The organism is Streptomyces sp. NPDC111507, from assembly GCF_055638955.1.
Map to the genome: position 1 here is coordinate 923593 of NZ_JBVKBU010000001.1, position 18692 is coordinate 942284.

Genomic DNA, 18692 nt, shown 5'->3' on the forward strand with positions numbered 1-18692 from the left:
GACTTCGTCCCGCCGCGTGACGCGCGTCCGCGATTTGTCCGCACGATCGTGACACCCTGATCGGGCAGAGCCGCCAGGATCCTTCAACTCACCGGACCTGCCAGCGAGGTTGCTGGTCAGATCGATTCTGCACGCGTAGCGCGGAGTGGGGCGGGTGGGACTCGAACCCACGGCCGACGGATTATGAGTCCGCTGCTCTAACCGGCTGAGCTACCGCCCCTTACGGCGCGTCGCGCACATTTGTGCGCGCCGTCTGCCGCAGCATAGCCGCTCATACGATCTCCTGCTTCGGATGGTCGGCAACGCATGACCATGAGGACTTCGGCATGGCCTGCGCGGTTCCGCCGGACATGAAAAAGGACCCCTGAGGGGTCCTCTTCCGTTGCTCTCCCGACTGGACTCGAACCAGTAACCTGCCGGTTAACAGCCGGCTGCTCTGCCAATTGAGCTACAGGAGATCGAGCTCCCCCGACTGGACTCGAACCAGTAACCTGCCGGTTAACAGCCGGCTGCTCTGCCAATTGAGCTACGGAGGATTGCCTCGTTGCATCGAACGCACCTACCCGGGTATTCGCCAGGGGGCGTGTGCTCGCTGCGACACATACATTAGCGCAAGCAGGGGGGTGCTCCGCCAATCGGTTCCCCCCGCACCGATGCCGACGCAAGGGAAGGGTGGCCGCCATGCGCTACCGGCTCACATTCGTCGCCGGACTGGCTCTGGGTTACGTGCTCGGCACGCGCGCCGGGCGCGAGCGCTACGAGCAGCTGAAGAAGTCCGCGCGCCAGGTCGCGCAGAACCCCGCGGTGCGCAACACCGCCGAGACCGCCGCCCAGCAGGGGCGCGAGATCGCGGGCAAGGCGTTCCACACGGTCGGCGAGAAGGTGGGCGACCACGTCCCCGACTCGGTCACGGCCCGCGTCCGCTCGCTGCGCGAACGCAACACCAACGGCACCCGCGAGGACGACTGGGGCACCAGCAACACCTAGGGCCCCGCGAGAGGCGCGGGGAACCACCCGATCAGCCCCCACCGGCCGAAAGCCGAACGACCACGGCAGGCAGGGCGAGAGGATCCCTGACGGGGTCGGCGAACGCGCCACCCCGTCCGACCTGCGCCCCGGCCCGGCGGGCACCCCGTGAGCCGGCCCCTACCGCCCGGCCCGGCGCGCCCATCCCCCGCCGTACGGCAGAATTTCCGCCATGGGGATAGTCGCCGGGTTGGACAGTTCGCCCGATTTCACTCGTATCGTCGTCTGCGACACGGACACGGGAGCCGTGCTCAGGCAGGGATATGCCCCGCATCCGGTGGAAACCACCGAGGGCGGCGGCCGTCCTTCCGATGTCGATCCGCAGGCCTGGCTGCTGTCCCTGGGCGAGGCGGCCGGCGGCGGGCTCCTCGAAGGCGTGCAGGCCATCGGCGTCTCCGCGCAGCAGAACGCGCTCGTTCCGCTGGACACGCAGGGCAACACGGTGCGGCCGGCCATGGTCGGCGGTGACAAGCGCGCACAGGTCGCCGCCGCCGATCTCGTCGACGCGCTCGGCGGACGCGAGGCATGGGCGCAGGCCGTGGGGCACGTGCCGCAGGCCGCCCAGCCGGTGACCAAGCTGCGCTGGCTGAACAAGACCGAGCCCGACGCCGCGCTGCGCACCGCCGTGCTGCTGCAGGCGCACGACTGGCTGGTGTGGCAGTTGCTCGGGCGGCCGATGCGGCGGACCACCGACCGGGGCGGGGCCTCCGGGACCGGCTACTGGTCGGCGGCTACCGGCGGCTACCGGCCGGATCTCGTCGAGCTCGCGCTCGGCCACCAGGCCACGCTGCCCGACGTGCTGGGCCCGTCCGAGGCGGCGGGGACGACACCCGAGGGACTGCTGATCTCCGCGGGCACCGGAGAGACCATGGCCGCGGCCTTCGGGCTCGGTATCGGGCTCGGGGACGCGGTCGTGTCCCTCGGCGCCTCCGGGTCCGTGATGGCCGTACACCCCGAGGCGCTGGTCGACTCCTCCGGCATGATCACCTCACTGGCGGACGCGACCGGCATGCATCTGCCGGTGGTGACCACCCTCAACGCCGTACGGACCCTGCGCGGCGCCGTCGAACTGCTCGGCCTGCCCGACCTGGAGAGCCTGTCCGAGCTGGCGATGAAGTCCACGCCGGGCTCCCACGGGCTGGTCCTGCTGCCGTACCTGGAGGGCGAGCGGACCCCGAACCTGCCGCACACCGCCGGGACGCTCGCGGGACTGCGGCGCGAGTCGATGCGGCCCGAACACCTGGCGCGGGCCGCCTTCGAGGGCATGCTGTGCGGGCTCGCGGACGCGCTCGACGTGCTGCGCGGGCGCGGCGTGGACGTACGGCGGGTGTTCCTGCTCGGGGCGGCCGCCGAGCTGCCGGCCGTGCAGGCCGCGGCGCCCGCGCTGTTCGGCGCGCAGGTCGTCGTCCCCCAGCCGGCGGACTACGCGGCACTGGGCGCGGCCCGTCAGGCGGCCTGGGCCCTCGGCGTCTCGCAGGGCGCGCTCGATCCCCAACTGCCACCCGTCTGGCAGGGTGCGGTCGCCCAGATTCTGGAGCCCGGTGAGGAACTGGCCGTGGGTCAGGCCGTACGCCAGCAGTACGTGTCCGTACGGGAACAGACGCATCCGGGGGCGTTCCGGGCATAGGGGGCGCGGAGGAGGTGCGTAGGAGGTGCGGACGGGTGTTCCGGTGGGCGTAGAGGCCGACATGGACCCTATGACGTACGTCTCAAGGTCCGCTTTCGGTCCGCTCTTGGTCCGCTCTTGGATTAATCGGTTGAGGTAACACGGGTGGAGTGTTCGACGATAGGGGGTGGTGCACCACCGACCGCACTGCCGTCGACGACTCCGAGAGAAGCCGCGTGCTCATACGACTGCTTCGGACCTACCTCAGTCCGTACAAGAAACCCATCGCTCTCCTCGTGCTGCTGCAGTTCCTGCAGACCTGCGCGACCCTGTACCTGCCGACCCTGAACGCACACATCATCGACAACGGTGTCGTCAAGGGGGACACGGGTTACATCCTGTCCTTCGGTGCCCTGATGATCGGGATCTCGCTGGTCCAGGTCTTCTGCAACATCGGCGCCGTCTACTACGGCGCCCGTACGGCGTCCTCCGTCGGCCGGGACATCCGGGCCGCCGTCTTCGACCGGGTGCAGTCCTTCTCCGCACGCGAGGTGGGCCACTTCGGGGCCCCCTCCCTGATCACCCGCACCACCAATGACGTCCAGCAGGTGCAGATGCTCACCCTGATGACGTTCACCCTGCTGGTATCGGCGCCGATCATGTGTGTGGGCGGCATCGTGCTGGCCCTCGGCCTGGACGTGCCGCTCTCCGCGGTCCTGGTCGCCGTGGTGCCGGTGCTCGGCATCGGAGTGACCCTGATCGTGCGCCGGCTGCGCCCGCTGTTCAGGACCATGCAGGTGCGCCTGGACACCGTGAACCGGGTGCTGCGCGAGCAGATCACCGGCAACCGCGTCATCCGCGCCTTCGTCCGCGACGACTACGAGAAGGACCGCTTCGAGTCCGCGAACGCCCAGCTGACCGAGGTGTCCCTCGGTACCGGCCGGATGCTCGCCCTGATGTTCCCGATGGTCATGACCGTCGTGAACCTCTCGTCGATCGCCGTGGTCTGGTTCGGCGCCCACCGCATCGCCAGCGGCGGCATGCAGATCGGCGACCTGACCGCGTTCCTCGCCTACCTCATGCAGATCGTGATGTCCGTGATGATGGCCACCTTCATGTTCATGATGGTGCCGCGCGCGGAGGTCTGTGCCGAGCGCATCGAAGAGGTCCTGGACACCTCGTCGAGCGTCGTGCCGCCGAGCGCGCCCGTCGTGGAGCTGCGGCGCCACGGCCACCTGGAGATCCGCGGCGCCGGGTTCCGCTACCCGGGCGCCGAGGAGCCCGTCCTGAAGTCCATCGAACTGGTGGCGCGGCCGGGTGAGACGACCGCCGTGATCGGGTCGACGGGCAGCGGCAAGTCGACGCTGCTCGGGCTCGTGCCCCGGCTCTTCGACGCCACCGACGGAGAAGTCCTCGTCGACGGCGTGGACGTGTCGACCGTCGAGCCGACGCTGCTCGCCAGGACGGTCGGGCTCGTCCCCCAGAAGCCGTACCTCTTCGCGGGGACGGTCGCCACCAACCTCCGGTACGGCAATCCGGACGCGACCGACGAGGAGCTGTGGCACGCGCTGGAGGTGGCGCAGGCCAAGGGCTTCGTGGAGCGGCTGGAGAACGGCCTGGACTCGCCGATCGCACAGGGCGGCACCAACGTCTCCGGCGGTCAGCGCCAGCGTCTCGCCATCGCCCGCACCCTCGTCCAGCGCCCCGAGATCTATCTCTTCGACGACTCCTTCTCCGCGCTCGACTACGCGACCGACGCGGCGCTGCGCGCGGCGCTCTCCCAGGAGACCGCCGAGGCGACCGTGGTGATCGTCGCCCAGCGGGTGTCGACCATTCGGGACGCGGACCGGATCGTGGTCCTCGACGAGGGCCGGGTGGTGGGCACGGGGCGTCACCACGAGCTCATGGCCGACAACGAGACCTATCGGGAGATCGTTCTCTCCCAGCTGACGGAAGCGGAGGCCGCCTGATGGCCGGGCCCATGGGACGCATGATGGCCGGGGGCGGCCCCGATCAGCGCTCGATGGATTTCAAGGTGTCCGGGAAGAGGCTCCTGGCCCAGTTCAAACCCGAACGCGTCACCATGTACGGGATGCTGGTCGCCGTCGTCCTGAGCGTGGGGCTCTCGGTGGTCGGACCGAAGATCCTCGGCAGGGCCACCGACCTGGTCTTCGCGGGCATCATCGGGCGGCAGATGCCGGCCGGCGCCACCAAGGCCGAGGTCCTCGCCTCCATGCGGCGGCGCGGTGAGGGCGGCATGGCCGACATGCTCGCCGGGACGGACTTCACCCCCGGCAAGGGCATCGACTTCGATGCCGTCGGAAACGTACTGCTGCTCGCGCTCTGCACGTTCCTGCTGGCCGGCCTGCTGATGGCGGTGGCGACGCGCCTGGTGAACCGGGCCGTCAACAAGACCGTCTACCACATGCGCGAGGACCTGCAGGCGAAGCTCTCACGGCTGCCGCTGTCGTACTTCGACAAGCGCCAGCGCGGTGAGGTGCTCAGCCGCGCCACGAACGACATCGACAACATCCAGCAGACCCTGCAGCAGTCGATGGGCCAGCTGGTGAACTCCCTGCTGACCATCATCGGCGTGCTCGCGATGATGTTCTGGGTGTCATGGCTGCTCGCGCTGGTCGCGCTCGTCACGGTCCCGCTCTCCTTCTTCGTCGCCACGCGCATCGGCAAGCGCTCGCAGCCGCACTTCGTGCAGCAGTGGCGCACCACCGGCAAGCTCAACGCCCACATCGAGGAGATGTACACCGGGCACACGCTGGTGAAGGTGTTCGGGCGGCAGGAGGAGTCGGCGGCGCAGTTCGCCGAGCAGAACGAGAAGTTGTACGAGGCCGGGTTCAAGGCGCAGTTCAACAGCGGGGTCATGCAGCCGCTGATGATGTTCGTGTCGAACCTGAACTATGTGCTGGTGGCGGTGGTCGGCGGTCTGCGCGTCGCGTCCGGCTCGCTGTCGATCGGCGACGTCCAGGCCTTCATCCAGTACTCCCGCCAGTTCTCGATGCCGCTGACGCAGGTCGCCTCGATGGCGAACCTCGTGCAGTCCGGTGTCGCGTCGGCGGAGCGCATCTTCGAACTCCTCGACGCGGAGGAGCAGGAGGCCGACCCGGTGCCGGCGGCGCGCCCCGACGAGCTGCGCGGGAGGGTGGCGCTGGAGAACGTGTCCTTCCGCTACGACCCCGAGACGCCGCTCATCGAGGACCTGTCGCTGAAGGTGGAGCCGGGCCACACGGTGGCGATCGTCGGCCCGACCGGTGCCGGCAAGACCACGCTGGTGAACCTCCTGATGCGGTTCTACGACGTCACCGGCGGCCGGATCACCCTCGACGGGGTCGACATCGCGTCCATGTCCCGGGACGAACTCCGGGCCGGGATCGGGATGGTGCTCCAGGACACCTGGCTGTTCGGCGGCACGATCGCGGAGAACATCGCGTACGGGGCCTCGCGTGAGGTCACACGCGGGGAGATCGAGGAGGCGGCGCGGGCCGCGCACGCGGATCGTTTCGTCCGTACGCTCCCCGAGGGCTACGACACCGTCATCGACGACGAGGGGACGGGGGTCAGCGCGGGCGAGAAGCAGCTGATCACCATCGCGCGGGCGTTCCTGTCCGACCCGGTGATCCTCGTCCTCGACGAGGCGACCAGTTCCGTCGACACCCGTACGGAGGTGCTGATCCAGAAGGCGATGGCGAAGCTCGCGCACGGGCGGACGTCGTTCGTGATCGCCCACCGGCTCTCCACGATCCGGGACGCGGACACCATCCTCGTGATGGAGAACGGGTCGATCGTCGAGCAGGGCGCGCATGCGGAGCTGTTGGCGGCGAACGGGGCGTACGCGCGCCTGTACAAGGCCCAGTTCGCCCAGGCGGTGGCCGAGGTCGACTAGGAGCTGCGGATGGGCAGGGGCGCGGGGAGGTGTTTCCTCGCCCCCGCCGCCCCTGCCAATCCCGTCCTTGGAGGCTCCGCCCCGCTGTGGACCACCCCACGGCCCGCGTCAGTCCAGGTAGCCGCGGAGTTGGTCCGCGAAGGCGTGGTCCCTCAGTTTGTTGAGGGTTTTGGACTCGATCTGGCGGATGCGTTCGCGGGTGACGCCGAAGATGCGGCCTATTTCCTCGAGCGTGCGGGGGCGGCCGTCGGCGAGCCCGTACCGGAGCTGGACGACCTTGCGTTCACGCTCGCCGAGCGTGGAGAGCACCGCTTCCAGGTGTTCCCGCAGGAGCAGGAACGCGGCGGACTCCACCGGCGACGTCGCGTCACCGTCCTCGATCAGGTCGCCGAGCGCCACGTCGTCCTCCTCCCCCACCGGCGCGTGCAACGACACCGGTTCCTGGGCGAGACGCAGCACCTCACTCACCCGCTCACCGGGAAGGTCGAGGTGCGCGGCGACCTCGTCCGGCGTCGGTTCGTAGCCGCGCTCCTGCAGCATCCGCCGCTGGACCCGCACGACCCGGTTGATCAACTCGACCACGTGGACGGGGACCCGGATCGTACGGGCCTGATCGGCCAGCGCCCGCGACATGGCCTGCCGGATCCACCAGGTCGCGTACGTCGAGAACTTGTACCCACGGGCGTAGTCGAACTTCTCCACCGCCCTGATCAGACCGAGGTTGCCCTCCTGGACCAGGTCGAGCATGGTGAGCCCGCGGCCCACATAGCGTTTCGCGACCGAGACGACGAGGCGCAGGTTCGCCTCGATGAGGCGGCGCTTGGCCATGCGGCCCATGACGACGAGTTTGTCGAGGTCGAGGGCGAGCTGGCTGTCCAGGTCGGGGGCGAGGCGGAGCTTCTCCTCGGCGAAGAGTCCGGCTTCGACGCGGCGAGCGAGTTCGACCTCCTCCGCCGCGGTGAGCAGCGGAATGCGGCCGATCTCGCGCAGATACTGGCGGAACAGGTCCGAGGAGGGGCCTCCGGTGTCCGTACCGCGTCCCCGGGGCAGTTCGACGGGTTCCGGGGCCTCGGCCTCGGTTTCGACCTCCACGGGCTCGGCCTCGGCCTCGACGGCGTCCGCCGCCGGACCGTCCGGCTCCGTCTCGGGGTGGTGCGCGGCACCCCGCTGCGGGGGCACCGCCGTGACGACGTCGGGCTCGGCGTCCGTATTCGCGTCCGTGAGGTTGTCGGTCTGTGTGAGGGTCTGGGTCTGCACGGGGGCGACCTCCAGGAATGTCGCTGCTGAGGCGTGCGGCAGCGGTACGTCGGGGATGGGGTCGACGGCCTCGCCGCTGTCCATCCCGTAGTCGTTTGGCGGAACCGCGGGAATCGGAAACCCGTCGCGTGCGGGTCGGCCGCGCTCCGAGGACTCAGGCACCGGAACCCAGTGTGGAGTACGACACATCGCCGCCACGAGGGGCGTGCGGTGACTTTTTGCGTCCGGTCCGTGACCCGGTGGTTACCGTGCCCTCCGAGTGCGCAGCTCAGCGCGCGCGAAACCGATTGAACGGCGTACGGGATTGGCATGTGCGCCGGGCCCATCCGGGCAGCCCGGGTCTCGGACCGGGCAGGGGCGGCCTCAGAGCGCCTCCGCGCCCCGCTCGCGCAGCGCCTGTCCGTACTGCTGGAGCACCCACAACTCGTTCTGCACGGCCGCCAGCTGGGCCGGGTCGCCGTGGGCGCTGGCGCGGGACAGGGCGCCCTGGACGTCCACGATGCGGCGCTCGACGGCGCGGCGGCGGACCATGACGAGCTGGTCGCCCGCGTAGGTCTCGTCGACGGTCTTGCGCATGATCGCCTCGACGGCCAGCTCGGTGACCATGGAGCGGACCACGTCGTCCGGAGCGGCCTCGCGGACCCGGACCAGATACTCCTGTGGGTCCTGCGTGCCGTACTCGGCGCCGCCCGACTCCATGATCGCCAGGCGTACGGCGGCGTAGGGCTCGGCGGTGAACTCGTCGATCCCGTAGGCGTCGAAGGCCGGGGAGACCAGCTCGGGCCGCTGGAGGGCGAGCTTGAGCAGCTCGCGCTCGGTGGCGTAGACGGGATTGCGGAGGTTGAGCGCCGGGCCGCCCGCGGGCGTCCGGACGGCGGCGTACGCCTGCTGGGGGCGCTGGCCGCCCGCGGGGGCCGGGCCCTTGCCGCCGCGGTCGCGGGCCCAACGGGCCAGCTGGGCCACCCGCTTGACCACGAACTGGGTGTCCAGGATGCCGAGCATGCCGGCGAGCTGCACGGCGACCTCGTGCTGGGCGCCGCTGTTCTTGATGCGGGCGACGATGGGCGCCGCCTCGTCCAGGGCCGCCGCGCGCCCCGCCGGGGTCTCCAGGTCGTAGCGCAGGATGATCTGGCGCAGGGCGAACTCGAAGAGGGGCGTGCGGGGTTCGACGAGGTCGGCGACCGCCTCGTCGCCCTTGGCGAGGCGCAGGTCGCAGGGGTCCATGCCGTCCGGCGCGATGGCGATGTACGTCTCGGCGGCGAACTTCTGGTCGTCCTCGAAGGCGCGCAGGGCGGCCTTCTGGCCCGCCGAGTCGCCGTCGAAGGTGAAGATCACACGGGCCGAGCCGTTGTCCATCAGAAGGCGTCTGAGGATCTTGATGTGGTCGCCGCCGAACGCCGTGCCGCAGGTCGCGATCGCGGTGGTGATGCCGGCCAGGTGGCAGGCCATGACGTCGGTGTAGCCCTCGACGACGACCGCGCGGCTGGCCTTGGCGATGTCCTTCTTGGCGAGGTCGATGCCGTAGAGGACCTGGGACTTCCGGTAGATCGCGGTGTCGGGCGTGTTCAGGTACTTCGGGCCGTTGTCCGCCTCGTACAGCTTGCGCGCGCCGAAGCCGACGACCTCGCCGCCGATGTCGCGGATCGGCCACATCAGGCGCCCGCGGAAGCGGTCGATGGGGCCCCGGCGGCCCTCCTGGGAGAGGCCGGAGAGGAGCAGCTCCTTGTCGGTGAAGCCCTTGCCGCGCAGGTGGCGGGTGAGGTGGTCCCAGCCCTGGGGGCTGTAGCCGACGCCGAAGTGCGCGGCGGCGGCCTGGTCGAAACCGCGCTCGGCGAGGAACTTGCGGCCCGCGTCGGCCTCGGGGCTGGTGTCGAGCTGCTCCACGTAGTACTGAGCGGCGATCTTGTGCGCCTCGACCAGGCGGATCCGCTCGCCGCGCTGGTGGGAGGGGTTGTACCCGCCCTCCTCGTAGCGCAGGGTGATGCCGGCCTGCCCGGCGAGGCGCTCGACGGCCTCGGAGAAGGTGAGGTGGTCGACCTTCATCACGAACGTGATGGTGTCGCCGCCTTCCTGGCAGCCGAAGCAGTGGAAGAGACCCTTGCTCGGGCTGACCTGGAAGGACGGGGACTTCTCGTCGTGGAAGGGGCACAGACCCTTGAGGTTTCCGCCGCCCGCGTTGCGCAGCTGGAGGTACTCGGACACGACGGCGTCGATCGGGACCGCGTCCCGAACCGCCTTCACGTCCTCGTCGTTGATCCTTCCAGCCACGAGGTGATTCTACGGGGCCGGACTGACACTCCTGGGGCGAGGCGAACGCCCCCGGCCGGGGGTCCGGGGGTAGCCCCCCGGGAATCGCAGCCGGGGGTGGTGCGACAGTCGACGGCCGCCGTTCGTCGCGGGGGCCTCCGATCGGTCAGGGGACAAGGCTCTCCAGCGGTACGTGCGGGTTCGCCAGCGCCTCGGTGTCCACCTGGGCCCGGGACCGGATCAGCCGCTGGACGGTTTCCGTGACGTCCCACACATTCACGTTCATCCCGGCCAGCACCCGCCCGTCCTTCATCCAGAAGGCGATGAACTGGCGCTTGCCCGCGTCGCCCCGGATCACCACTTCGTCGTACGTCCCCGGGGGTGCCCAGCCCGAGTACTCGAGCCCCACGTCGTACTGGTCGGAGAAGAAATAGGGCACGCGGTCGTACACCGCGCCGTGGTCCAGCATCGAGCGGGCCGCCGCCGGTCCGCCGTTGAGGGCGTTGGCCCAGTGCTCGACACGCAGCCGGGTGTCGAAGAGGGCGTGCGGGAAGGAGGCGACGTCACCGGCGGCGTAGATGTCGGGGTCGGAGGTGCGCAGGCGGTCGTCGACCGCGACACCGCCGCCGTACACGCGGTCGGCGATCTCCAGGCCCGCGGCCTCCGCGAGCCCGATGCGCGGCGCCGCCCCGATGGCCGCCAGGACGTCGTGGGCCGGGTGCTCCTCGCCGTCATCCGTGCGGGCGGCGAGCACCATGCCGTCCTGGCCGACGATCTCGGTGAGCCGGGCCCCGAAGTGGAAGCGGACGCCGTGCTCGCGGTGCAGCTCGGCGAAGAGGTTGCCCAGCTCGGGGCCGAGGACCGCGTGCAGCGGGGTCGGATGGGGCTCGACGACGGTGACCTCGGCGCCGTACTCGCGGGCCGCCGCCGCGACCTCCAGGCCGATCCAGCCCCCGCCCGCGATCACGATGTGGCCGTTGTCACGGCCGAGCGCGGCCAGGACGCCCTTGAGGCGTTCGGCGTGGGCGAGGCGGCGCAGGTGGTGGACGCCCGCGAGATCCGTCCCGGGGATGTCGAGGCGGCGCGGCTCGGCGCCGGTCGCGAGGAGCAGCTTGTCGTAGTGGACGAGGGTGCCGTCGTCGCCGAAGCGGACGGTTTTGGCCGTGCGGTCGATGGCGTCGACGGTCTGGCCGAGGTGCAGCTCCACGTCGTTCTGCGCGTACCAGGCGGGTTCGTGCACGAAGACGCTGTCCCGCTCCTCCTTGCCGAGCAGATAGCCCTTGGAGAGCGGCGGGCGCTCGTAAGGGTGGTCACGTTCGTCGCAGATCAGTATCACGCGGCCGGTGAAACCCTCCGCTCGGAGCGTCTCGGCCGCCTTGGCGCCGGCCAGGCCCCCTCCGACGATGACGAATGTCTGATCCGCGTCGACCACTTGATGCCTCCTCGTAACGTTGTCGCCAGGCGAGCGTCCCGCACGCAGCGTGATGCGGGAAGAGGGAGTGGCCCGATCAGGCCACTCAGGGTCACACTCCGCCGCCGCCTGTGGGGCGGGTGGTGAGCCTGAGGTGCAGTGAACGTGCCGAGGCGTCGGTGAGCGAGGCAATCTGGTCGACGATCACCCGCTTGCGCGCACGATCGTCCCCGGCCTCGTCGAACAGCGCCCGGAACTGCGGGTCGAGACCGTCCGGGGCGCGGGCGGTGAGCGCCTCGGCCAGCTCGGCGACGACGATCCGCTGATCGGCGCGCAGCCGCTCCTGCTCGGCACGCTGCATGACGTACCGGTCGGCGACGGCCTTGAGGACGGCGCACTCGTGGCGGGCGGCGCGCGGGACGACCAGCTCCGCCACGTACCGGGTGAGCCGGCCGGTGCCGTACCGCGCGCGGGTGGCGCCCTCGGCGGCCAGGCAGAAGCGGCCGATGAGCTGGCTGGTGGCGTCCTTCAACCGGGCCTGCGCGACGGCCGATCCGTCGTACCCGTGCGGCCACCACTCCTGTTCCAGAAGCCGGTCGAGGGCCGCGGAGAGCTCGGCCGGGTCGGTGTCCGCGGGCACGTACCGGCCGATGGCGACCTTGAAGATTTCCTCGCGTTCCGGCTCGGCGTGCAGGCAGTTGGGGTCGATGTGGCCGGCGTGCAGACCGTCCTCGACGTCGTGCACCGAGTACGCCACGTCGTCGGACCAGTCCATGACCTGGGCCTCGAAGCACGTACGGGTGCCGGGGGCGCCCTTGCGGACCCAGTCGAAGACCGGCCGGTCGTCCTCGTAGGCCCCGAACTTCGGCGAGGCGGGGTCGGTGGGGTGGGCGCCGCGCGGCCAGGGGTACTTGGTGGCGGCGTCGAGGGCGGCGCGGGTGAGGTTCAGTCCCACGCTGACGAGTTCGCCCGTCTCCTGCGCGTGGACGAAGCGCTTGGGCTCGATCCTGGTCAGCAGGCGCAGCGACTGCGCGTTGCCCTCGAAGCCGCCGCAGTCCTCCGCGAACTCGTTCAGCGCCTGTTCGCCGTTGTGTCCGAAGGGCGGGTGGCCGAGGTCGTGGGAGAGGCAGGCCGCCTCGACGAGGTCGGGGTCGCAGCCGAGGGCGGCGCCGAGCTCGCGGCCGACCTGGGCGCACTCCAGGGAGTGGGTGAGACGGGTGCGGGCGCTGGCGTCCCAGGCCTGAATGGGGGTCCCCCCTGTTCGAGCGGAGTCGAGAACTTGGGGGAGCGTGCCCGGGGTGACGACCTGGGTCTTGCCCGCGAGGCGGCGCAGCGCGGAGGAGTGCAGCACGCGTGCGCGGTCGCGCTGGAAGGCGGTGCGGCCGGGGCGTTTGTCGGGCTCGGCGGCCCAGCGCTCGACGGACGACTCGTCGTACGTGTCGTACGCGCCCGGCGTGGCGGGGTCGTCGTATGCCGTCGGTGCCTTCGCAGTGCCGTCCATGTACCCGACAGTAAACGCAGGCGGTGACAAACGGGGCGTGGCCTACCGCCGGGAGGCGTGGATCAGGCCGAGGCCAGCTCGCGTTCCGGGGCCGGTTCGGGGGTCGCCACGGCCTGGTCGTAGCGGTGCAGGACCAGGCGGGCCATCGCGGCGTGGGTGCCCAGCGGGGCGGCGGCGATCCAGGGGGCGGCCGCGGCGCACTCGGTGGCGAAGCGGCCGGGCGCGGTGAAGTAGGAGGCGACGGCGATGCGGTGGCGGCCCCGCGCGGCCAGGGCGCGCACGGCGGCGGCGACGGTGGGCGCGGCGGCGGAGGCGTACGCGGGGACGACGGGCACGCCGAGGCGTTCGGCCAGCAGCTGGGCGGTGCGGCGGGTGTCGGTGATCGACTCCGGGTCGCGCGAGCCCGCGGCGGCGAGCACGACCCCGCCGGCGCGCCGGGCCGCGTCGCTCATCCCGGTCCGCCAGCCGGCCTCGACGAGCCGCGCGTACAGCGTCTCGACGAGCAGCGGGTGCGGGCCGAGCGGGGCGGCGACACGGGCCCGCAGTCCCGGTACGGCCGCCGCGGCCTCGGGGATGTCCCGCTTGACGTGGTAGCCGCGGCTGAGCAGCAGCGGCACGAGAACGGCACCGCCGGCGGCGTCCTCGGCGTCGAGGGAGGCGAGCGTGTCGGCCAGCAGCGGTTCGTTGAGCTCGATGTGGCCGAGGTGCACGGACAGGTGCGGGCGCAGCTCGCGGACGCGCTCGATCAGGGTGCGTACGGTGCTCAGCGCGCGCGGGTCGCGGCTGCCGTGCGCGACGAGGACGAGCGGCGGCGGCGCGGGGCGGCGGGCCCCGTTCAGCGACACGAGGCTGAGCTGACTGCCGAGCTGGCTGGTGATCGCGTTCATGAGTTGCGCCGTACTGTCGAGGTGGGCGCCACCGAGCGGCTGCCCGCCGATGGGGGTCCCCCCACTCGGGCGGAACCGAGAGTGGGGAAGGGTCCTGGACTCGTCGTGAGAGGGGTTCGACGCCGTCATGGACCGATGGTGACGGCACGAGGTTGCGGCGCGGTTGCACGGGCGTGTCAGGTGTTTTCCGGGGCTTCACGGCCCGGTGCGGTGGCGGTGTGAGCACCTCCCACCTGCGCTTCCGCGGCGCCGAGTGAGCCCGGTCACGGTACCCGGGCGAACCGAACGGGCTTACGCTGCGTCCCCATCTGTCGAATACCGACGTGATCGGACGCCACCGGGGGGACGAACAACCATGCCGCGCCTGCCGCACCCGAGGATCCTCAGACCGCGGCTGCCCCGCCTGCCGCGCACCCGCTCCGGGCAGCGGCGGGCGCTGCAGACGGTCATGCTGCTGTGCGTGCTGGCGCTGCTTCCGGTGACGTGGCTGTACGTGAGCACGGCCGACGGACTGCGTACGACGGCCGACGCGCCGCGCACCGAGGTCGCGGTGGTGTTCGGGGCCGGACTGTGGAACGGCGAGCCGTCCCCGTACCTCGCGCACCGGCTGGACGCGGCGGCGAAGCTGTACCGGGCCGGGCGGATCGAGGCCGTGCTCGTCACGGGGGACAACAGCCGCAAGGACTACGACGAACCCGATGCGATGCGGACCTATCTGACGAAGCGTGGGGTGCCGGACCGGCGGATCGTCAGCGACTACGCCGGGTTCGACACCTGGGACTCCTGCGTGCGGGCCCGGAAGATCTTCGGCGTCCACGAGGCCGTGCTGATCAGCCAGAACTTCCACATCCGGCGGGCCGTCGCGCTGTGCCGGGCGGCGGGCGTGCGGTCGTACGGCGTCGGGGTCGACGCCACCCACGACGTCACCTGGTACTACGGGGGCACCCGCGAGGTGTTCGCGGCGGGCAAGGCCCTGCTGGACGCGGTGTTCAAGCCCGATCCGCAGTTCCTGGGGCCGAAGGAGCCGGGGGTGGCGCGGGCCCTCGCGGCGGCGCGGAAGTGAGGACGGTCATCGATCCCGCCGGTCTGACGCCCGCGGAACGCCGCGTCTGGGAGGCCTTTCCGCTCGGCGAGGGCGTCGACTTCCGCGAGGAGCCCGCCTCCGCCTCCGCCGACTCCGGCGGGAACCCCGCCGACGACCCCGCGACCGGCGCCTCCTGGGGCCCCGAGCGGACCGTGCGCGCCGAGGTGCTGCGGGCACTGCTGATCGACGGACCGGCGCACGACGGCGAGATAGCCGGCCTGAAGCTCACCGGCGCGCGCGTCACCGGACAGCTGGATCTCGTGTACGGGACGGTCGAACAGGCCGTGCAGCTGCGGTTCTGTCACTTCGAGCAGCCTCTGAAGCTGTACGGGGCGCAGCTGCGCGCCCTGGTGCTGAGCGACTCGGTGCTCCCCGGGCTCAAGGCCGGCAACCTGCGGGTCGACGGGGTGCTGCGGCTCAGCTGCTGCCGGGTCACCGGGCCAGTGCGGCTCCAGGGCGCGAAGATCTCCGGCGCCGTGTTCGTCAACGGGGCGCGGCTGGGCCGCCCGGCGGCACCGGACACCCCGGACGCCCCGGACCCGGAAGGGACCGAGGAACCGGTTCTCCAGCTCAACCACGCGGCCATCGGCACCGACCTGTGGGCCGTCGGCCTCCTCGCGCACGGCCAGGTACGGCTGAACGGGGCCACGGTCGGCGGTCAGGTCAACCTCGACGACGCCGATCTGCACGTACCGGCGGGCGAGACCGCCCTGCACGCCGAGACCCTGTCGGTCGGCACCGACCTGCGGGCCATGCGGCTGCGCGCGCGGGGCCGGGTCAACCTGAGCGGGTCGAGGATTCCCCACCAGCTCAATCTGGCCTACGCCCGGCTGTCCAACCCCGGGGGTCCGGCCCTGCGCGCCAGCAGCTGTGTCATCGGCGAGCTGTGGCTGCGCGAGGCCGCGCCGATCGTGGGCACCGTGAACCTGCGCCGCTCCCAGCTGGACCTTCTGCACGTGCCTCCGGGGGTGTGGCCCGACCGCGTCCGGATCGACGGCCTCGGCTACCGCGCCCTCGCCCCGCATCTGCCCGCCGAGCAGCGGCTGCCGCTGCTGGAACGCGAGGAGGGCGGCTATCTTCCGCACGCCTACGAGCAGTTGGCCGCCGCGTACCGCACGGCGGGCGACGACGCCGCCGCGCGCACGGTCCAGCTGGCCAAACTCCGCCGGCACCGCCGCACCCTCCCCCGCTACGCCAGGTTCTGGGGCCGGCTCCAGGACGCGGCCGTCGGCTACGGCTACCGGCCGATGCGCGCGGCGGGCTGGCTGCTGTTGCTGCTGTGCACCGGCGCCACCGCCTTCGCACTGCACCATCCGCCCGCCCTGAAGCCCGCCGAGGCGCCCGGCTTCAACCCGGTCTTCTACACCCTCGACCTTCTGCTGCCCCTCGTGGACTTCGGTCAGGAGACGGCCTTCGCGCCGCGCGGCTGGTACCAGTGGCTCTCGTATCTGCTGATCGCCGTCGGCTGGATCCTGGCCACGACGATCGCGGCGGGCGTCACACGCTCCCTGAACCGCCAGTAGTCTCCGGCCCGCCCTCCGTGCGGTGAACGGCTCCCGTGAATAGGCCCGTTGACGGTGCCCCCGGCACTAGCATGAGCCCCTGCCAACCACCGCGCCGGGGCTCTGGACCGGTGCGGGATCGACTCGGCGGCGGGGGATCGCGTGACGCAGGAGTTCAGCTACCGCTGGGGCCATTCCGCACTCACCGCCGATTTCGACCTGGACGGCCGCACACCCCGCCTGGTCCGGCTGACCGTGCCCGGTGAACCGGAGCCCAAGAACGCCGCCGAGGCCGCCGGGGCCGCGCTGCCGCTCGTCGACGTGACCCTCCTCGGACAGGGCACCGGCTGGTCCGGGCCGCACTTCACCGGTACGGCGCTCGGGCAGCGCCTGACCCACCGCGCCCACCACGCGGCGTACGGCGACGGCTGGCACCACCTCACCGTCCAGCTCCAGGACAGGCGGGGCGGTCTGACCGTCTTCGTCGAGTACTCCTCACCGGACGCGGTACCGGTGCTGCGCGCCCGCGTCCGGATCCGCAACGACGGCGACACACCCGTCACCGTGCGCTCCGTGAGCAGTCTGCTGCTGGGCGCGCTGCCCTCGCCCGACGTACTCGACGTGCACCGGGCACGCAACGACTGGCTCGCCGAATGCCGCTGGTACGCCGAGGAGTTGCGGGAGTCCGTGCCCGACGTCGGCCGGGCGTTGCATGGGCACGACGGGCGGGCCGGGGTGCGGCTCGCCGGGCGCGGGAGCTGGCCCACCGACGGGCATCTGGCGATGGGCGCGCTCACCGACCGCACCGACGGGCGCTGCTGGCTCTGGCAGATCGAGTCCGCCGCGAGCTGGCTGTGGGAGGCGGGCGAGGCGGACCACCACACCTACCTCTCCCTGAGCGGTCCGACCGCGGACGACCACTCATGGCGTCAGGTCCTGTCCCCGGGGGCGGAGTTCGTCTCCGAGTACGCGGCTCTCGCGCTCGGCGACGGCTTCGACGGGGCGCTCACCGCGCTGACCGACTACCGGCGCCGGATCCGCCGTCCGCACCCCGACCACGACCAACTCCCCGTCGTCTTCAACGACTACATGAACACCCTCATGGGCGACCCGACCACCGAGAAGCTGCTGCCGCTGATCGACGCGGCGGCCGAGGCGGGCGCGGAGTACTTCTGCGTCGATGCCGGGTGGTACGACGACGAGGGCGGGGACGGGGATGCGGATGGGGACACGGGCGGGGACGGCGGCGGGGGCTGGTGGGACAGTGTCGGCGCCTGGCTGCCGTCGGCGCGGCGCTTCCCCGGCCCTGACGGCCTCCACGCCGTGCTCGGCCGGATCCGGGAGCGCGGGATGGTGCCGGGGCTGTGGCTGGAACCGGAGGTGGTCGGCGTCCGCAGTCCGCTCGCCACCGAGCTGCCGGACGAGGCCTTCCTGCGCCACGAAGGCGGCGTGCGCGTCACCGAACAGGGCCGCCACCAGCTGGACCTGACACATCCGGCCGCCCGCGCGCACCTCGACCGGACGGTCGACCGGCTCGTCGGCGAGTGGGGTGTGGGCTATCTCAAGCTCGACTACAACATCACCACCTCCGCGCCCGGTCTCCTCGACCACACGCGCGCCTGGCTGTCCTGGCTGTCGGCCGTCCTGGACCGCCACCCGGGTCTGGTCGTCGAGAACTGCGGTTCGGGCGGGCTGCGCATGGACGGCGCGTCGCTGGCCGTGGCCCAGCTCCAGTCCACCTCCGACCAGCAGGACCCCCTGCGCTACCCGCCCATCGCGGCCGCCGCGCCGACCGCGGTGCCGCCCGAACAGGGGGCCGTGTGGGCGTACCCGCAACCGGAGTTCACGGACGAGGAGATCACCTTCACCCTCGGCTCTGCGCTGCTGGGACGGGTTCATCTCTCCGGGCATCTGGACCGCATGACACCGCACCAACTCGGCCTCGTGCGGGAGGCGTTGGTGACATATAAGGCAGTCCGGGGCGATCTGTGCCGGTCGGTGCCGTTCTGGCCGCTGGGGCTGCCCGGGTGGCGGGACACGTGGGTGGCGCTGGGGATGCGGGTGCCGTTCCTCGACACCACGTATGTGCTGGTGTGGCGCAGGGCGGGCGATGACCCCGAAGTCGCCCTGCCCGCGGCGCACTTGGCGGGGCGGGAGGTGCGGGTCGACGTACTGCACGGGTCGGCGGGGCCGGTGGTCTGGGACGGGTCGGCGCTGCGGGTGACGTTGCCGGAGGCTCCGTCGGTGCTGCTGACGCGGCTCACCGTGTAGCG

General features: G+C 71.4%; 12 protein-coding genes and 3 tRNA genes. 7 read left to right on the forward strand and 8 right to left on the reverse strand.

Annotated features, from left to right (window positions below; genetic code table 11):
- Positions 1-146: 146 nt before the first annotated feature.
- From ACZ7M2_RS04155 to ACZ7M2_RS04165, 3 genes are all read right to left on the reverse strand, one after another.
- Positions 147-220 (reverse strand) — tRNA-Ile (locus ACZ7M2_RS04155).
- A gap of 165 nt (positions 221-385) precedes the next feature.
- Positions 386-458 (reverse strand) — tRNA-Asn (locus tag ACZ7M2_RS04160).
- Between the two features lie 5 nt (positions 459-463).
- Positions 464-536 (reverse strand) — tRNA-Asn (locus ACZ7M2_RS04165).
- Positions 537-681: 145 nt separating this feature from the next.
- On the opposite strand from ACZ7M2_RS04165, the gene ACZ7M2_RS04170 reads away from it, so the two are divergent.
- From ACZ7M2_RS04170 to ACZ7M2_RS04185, 4 genes are all read left to right on the forward strand, one after another.
- Positions 682-987, forward strand: a complete 306-nt coding sequence (locus tag ACZ7M2_RS04170; RefSeq protein ID WP_054233549.1) for a hypothetical protein — start codon at positions 682-684, stop codon at positions 985-987.
- A 211-nt stretch (positions 988-1198) separates the two neighbouring features.
- Positions 1199-2653, forward strand: coding sequence for an FGGY family carbohydrate kinase (locus ACZ7M2_RS04175; RefSeq protein WP_471594042.1), 1455 nt, complete (start codon positions 1199-1201; stop codon positions 2651-2653).
- Positions 2654-2868: 215 nt separating this feature from the next.
- Positions 2869-4602 carry an ABC transporter ATP-binding protein gene (locus ACZ7M2_RS04180; protein WP_403688045.1) on the forward strand — a complete coding sequence of 578 codons (1734 nt, stop codon included), beginning with the start codon at positions 2869-2871 and terminating at the stop codon, positions 4600-4602.
- Positions 4602-6530, forward strand: coding sequence for an ABC transporter ATP-binding protein (locus ACZ7M2_RS04185; protein WP_471594043.1), 1929 nt, complete (start codon positions 4602-4604; stop codon positions 6528-6530). The genes ACZ7M2_RS04180 and ACZ7M2_RS04185 overlap by 1 nt, the downstream gene beginning before the upstream one ends.
- A 108-nt stretch (positions 6531-6638) precedes the next feature.
- Here the strand turns inward: ACZ7M2_RS04185 and ACZ7M2_RS04190 are convergent, their stop codons facing one another.
- The 5 genes from ACZ7M2_RS04190 to ACZ7M2_RS04210 form a co-directional block, all read right to left on the reverse strand.
- Positions 6639-7949, reverse strand: a complete 1311-nt coding sequence (locus ACZ7M2_RS04190) for an RNA polymerase sigma factor (protein ID WP_471594044.1) — start codon at positions 7947-7949, stop codon at positions 6639-6641.
- A gap of 201 nt (positions 7950-8150) precedes the next feature.
- Positions 8151-10055, reverse strand: a complete 1905-nt coding sequence (gene dnaG, locus ACZ7M2_RS04195) for a DNA primase (protein ID WP_471594045.1) — start codon at positions 10053-10055, stop codon at positions 8151-8153.
- Positions 10056-10200: 145 nt separating this feature from the next.
- Positions 10201-11466 carry an NAD(P)/FAD-dependent oxidoreductase gene (locus ACZ7M2_RS04200; RefSeq protein WP_471594046.1) on the reverse strand — a complete coding sequence of 422 codons (1266 nt, stop codon included), beginning with the start codon at positions 11464-11466 and terminating at the stop codon, positions 10201-10203.
- Positions 11467-11557: 91 nt separating this feature from the next.
- The gene (locus ACZ7M2_RS04205) at positions 11558-12946 is read right to left on the reverse strand and encodes a deoxyguanosinetriphosphate triphosphohydrolase (protein ID WP_471594047.1); all 1389 of its coding nucleotides are present in this window, start codon (positions 12944-12946) and stop codon (positions 11558-11560) included.
- A 62-nt stretch (positions 12947-13008) separates the two neighbouring features.
- A complete protein-coding gene (locus tag ACZ7M2_RS04210) occupies positions 13009-13833 on the reverse strand; it encodes a sirohydrochlorin chelatase (protein ID WP_471594048.1) in 825 nt (274 codons plus the stop codon).
- A gap of 355 nt (positions 13834-14188) precedes the next feature.
- Here ACZ7M2_RS04210 and ACZ7M2_RS04215 point away from each other — a divergent pair, with 355 nt between their 5' ends.
- From ACZ7M2_RS04215 to ACZ7M2_RS04225, 3 genes are all read left to right on the forward strand, one after another.
- The gene (locus ACZ7M2_RS04215) at positions 14189-14896 is read left to right on the forward strand and encodes a SanA/YdcF family protein (RefSeq protein WP_471594049.1); all 708 of its coding nucleotides are present in this window, start codon (positions 14189-14191) and stop codon (positions 14894-14896) included.
- 8 nt (positions 14897-14904) lie between these two features.
- Positions 14905-16440 (forward strand): membrane-associated oxidoreductase, encoded by a 1536-nt coding sequence (locus ACZ7M2_RS04220; protein WP_471594518.1) that lies wholly within the window; start codon positions 14905-14907, stop codon positions 16438-16440.
- Positions 16441-16581: 141 nt separating this feature from the next.
- Positions 16582-18690, forward strand: a complete 2109-nt coding sequence (locus tag ACZ7M2_RS04225) for a glycoside hydrolase family 36 protein (protein ID WP_471594050.1) — start codon at positions 16582-16584, stop codon at positions 18688-18690.
- The last annotated feature ends 2 nt before the right edge of the window (positions 18691-18692 follow it).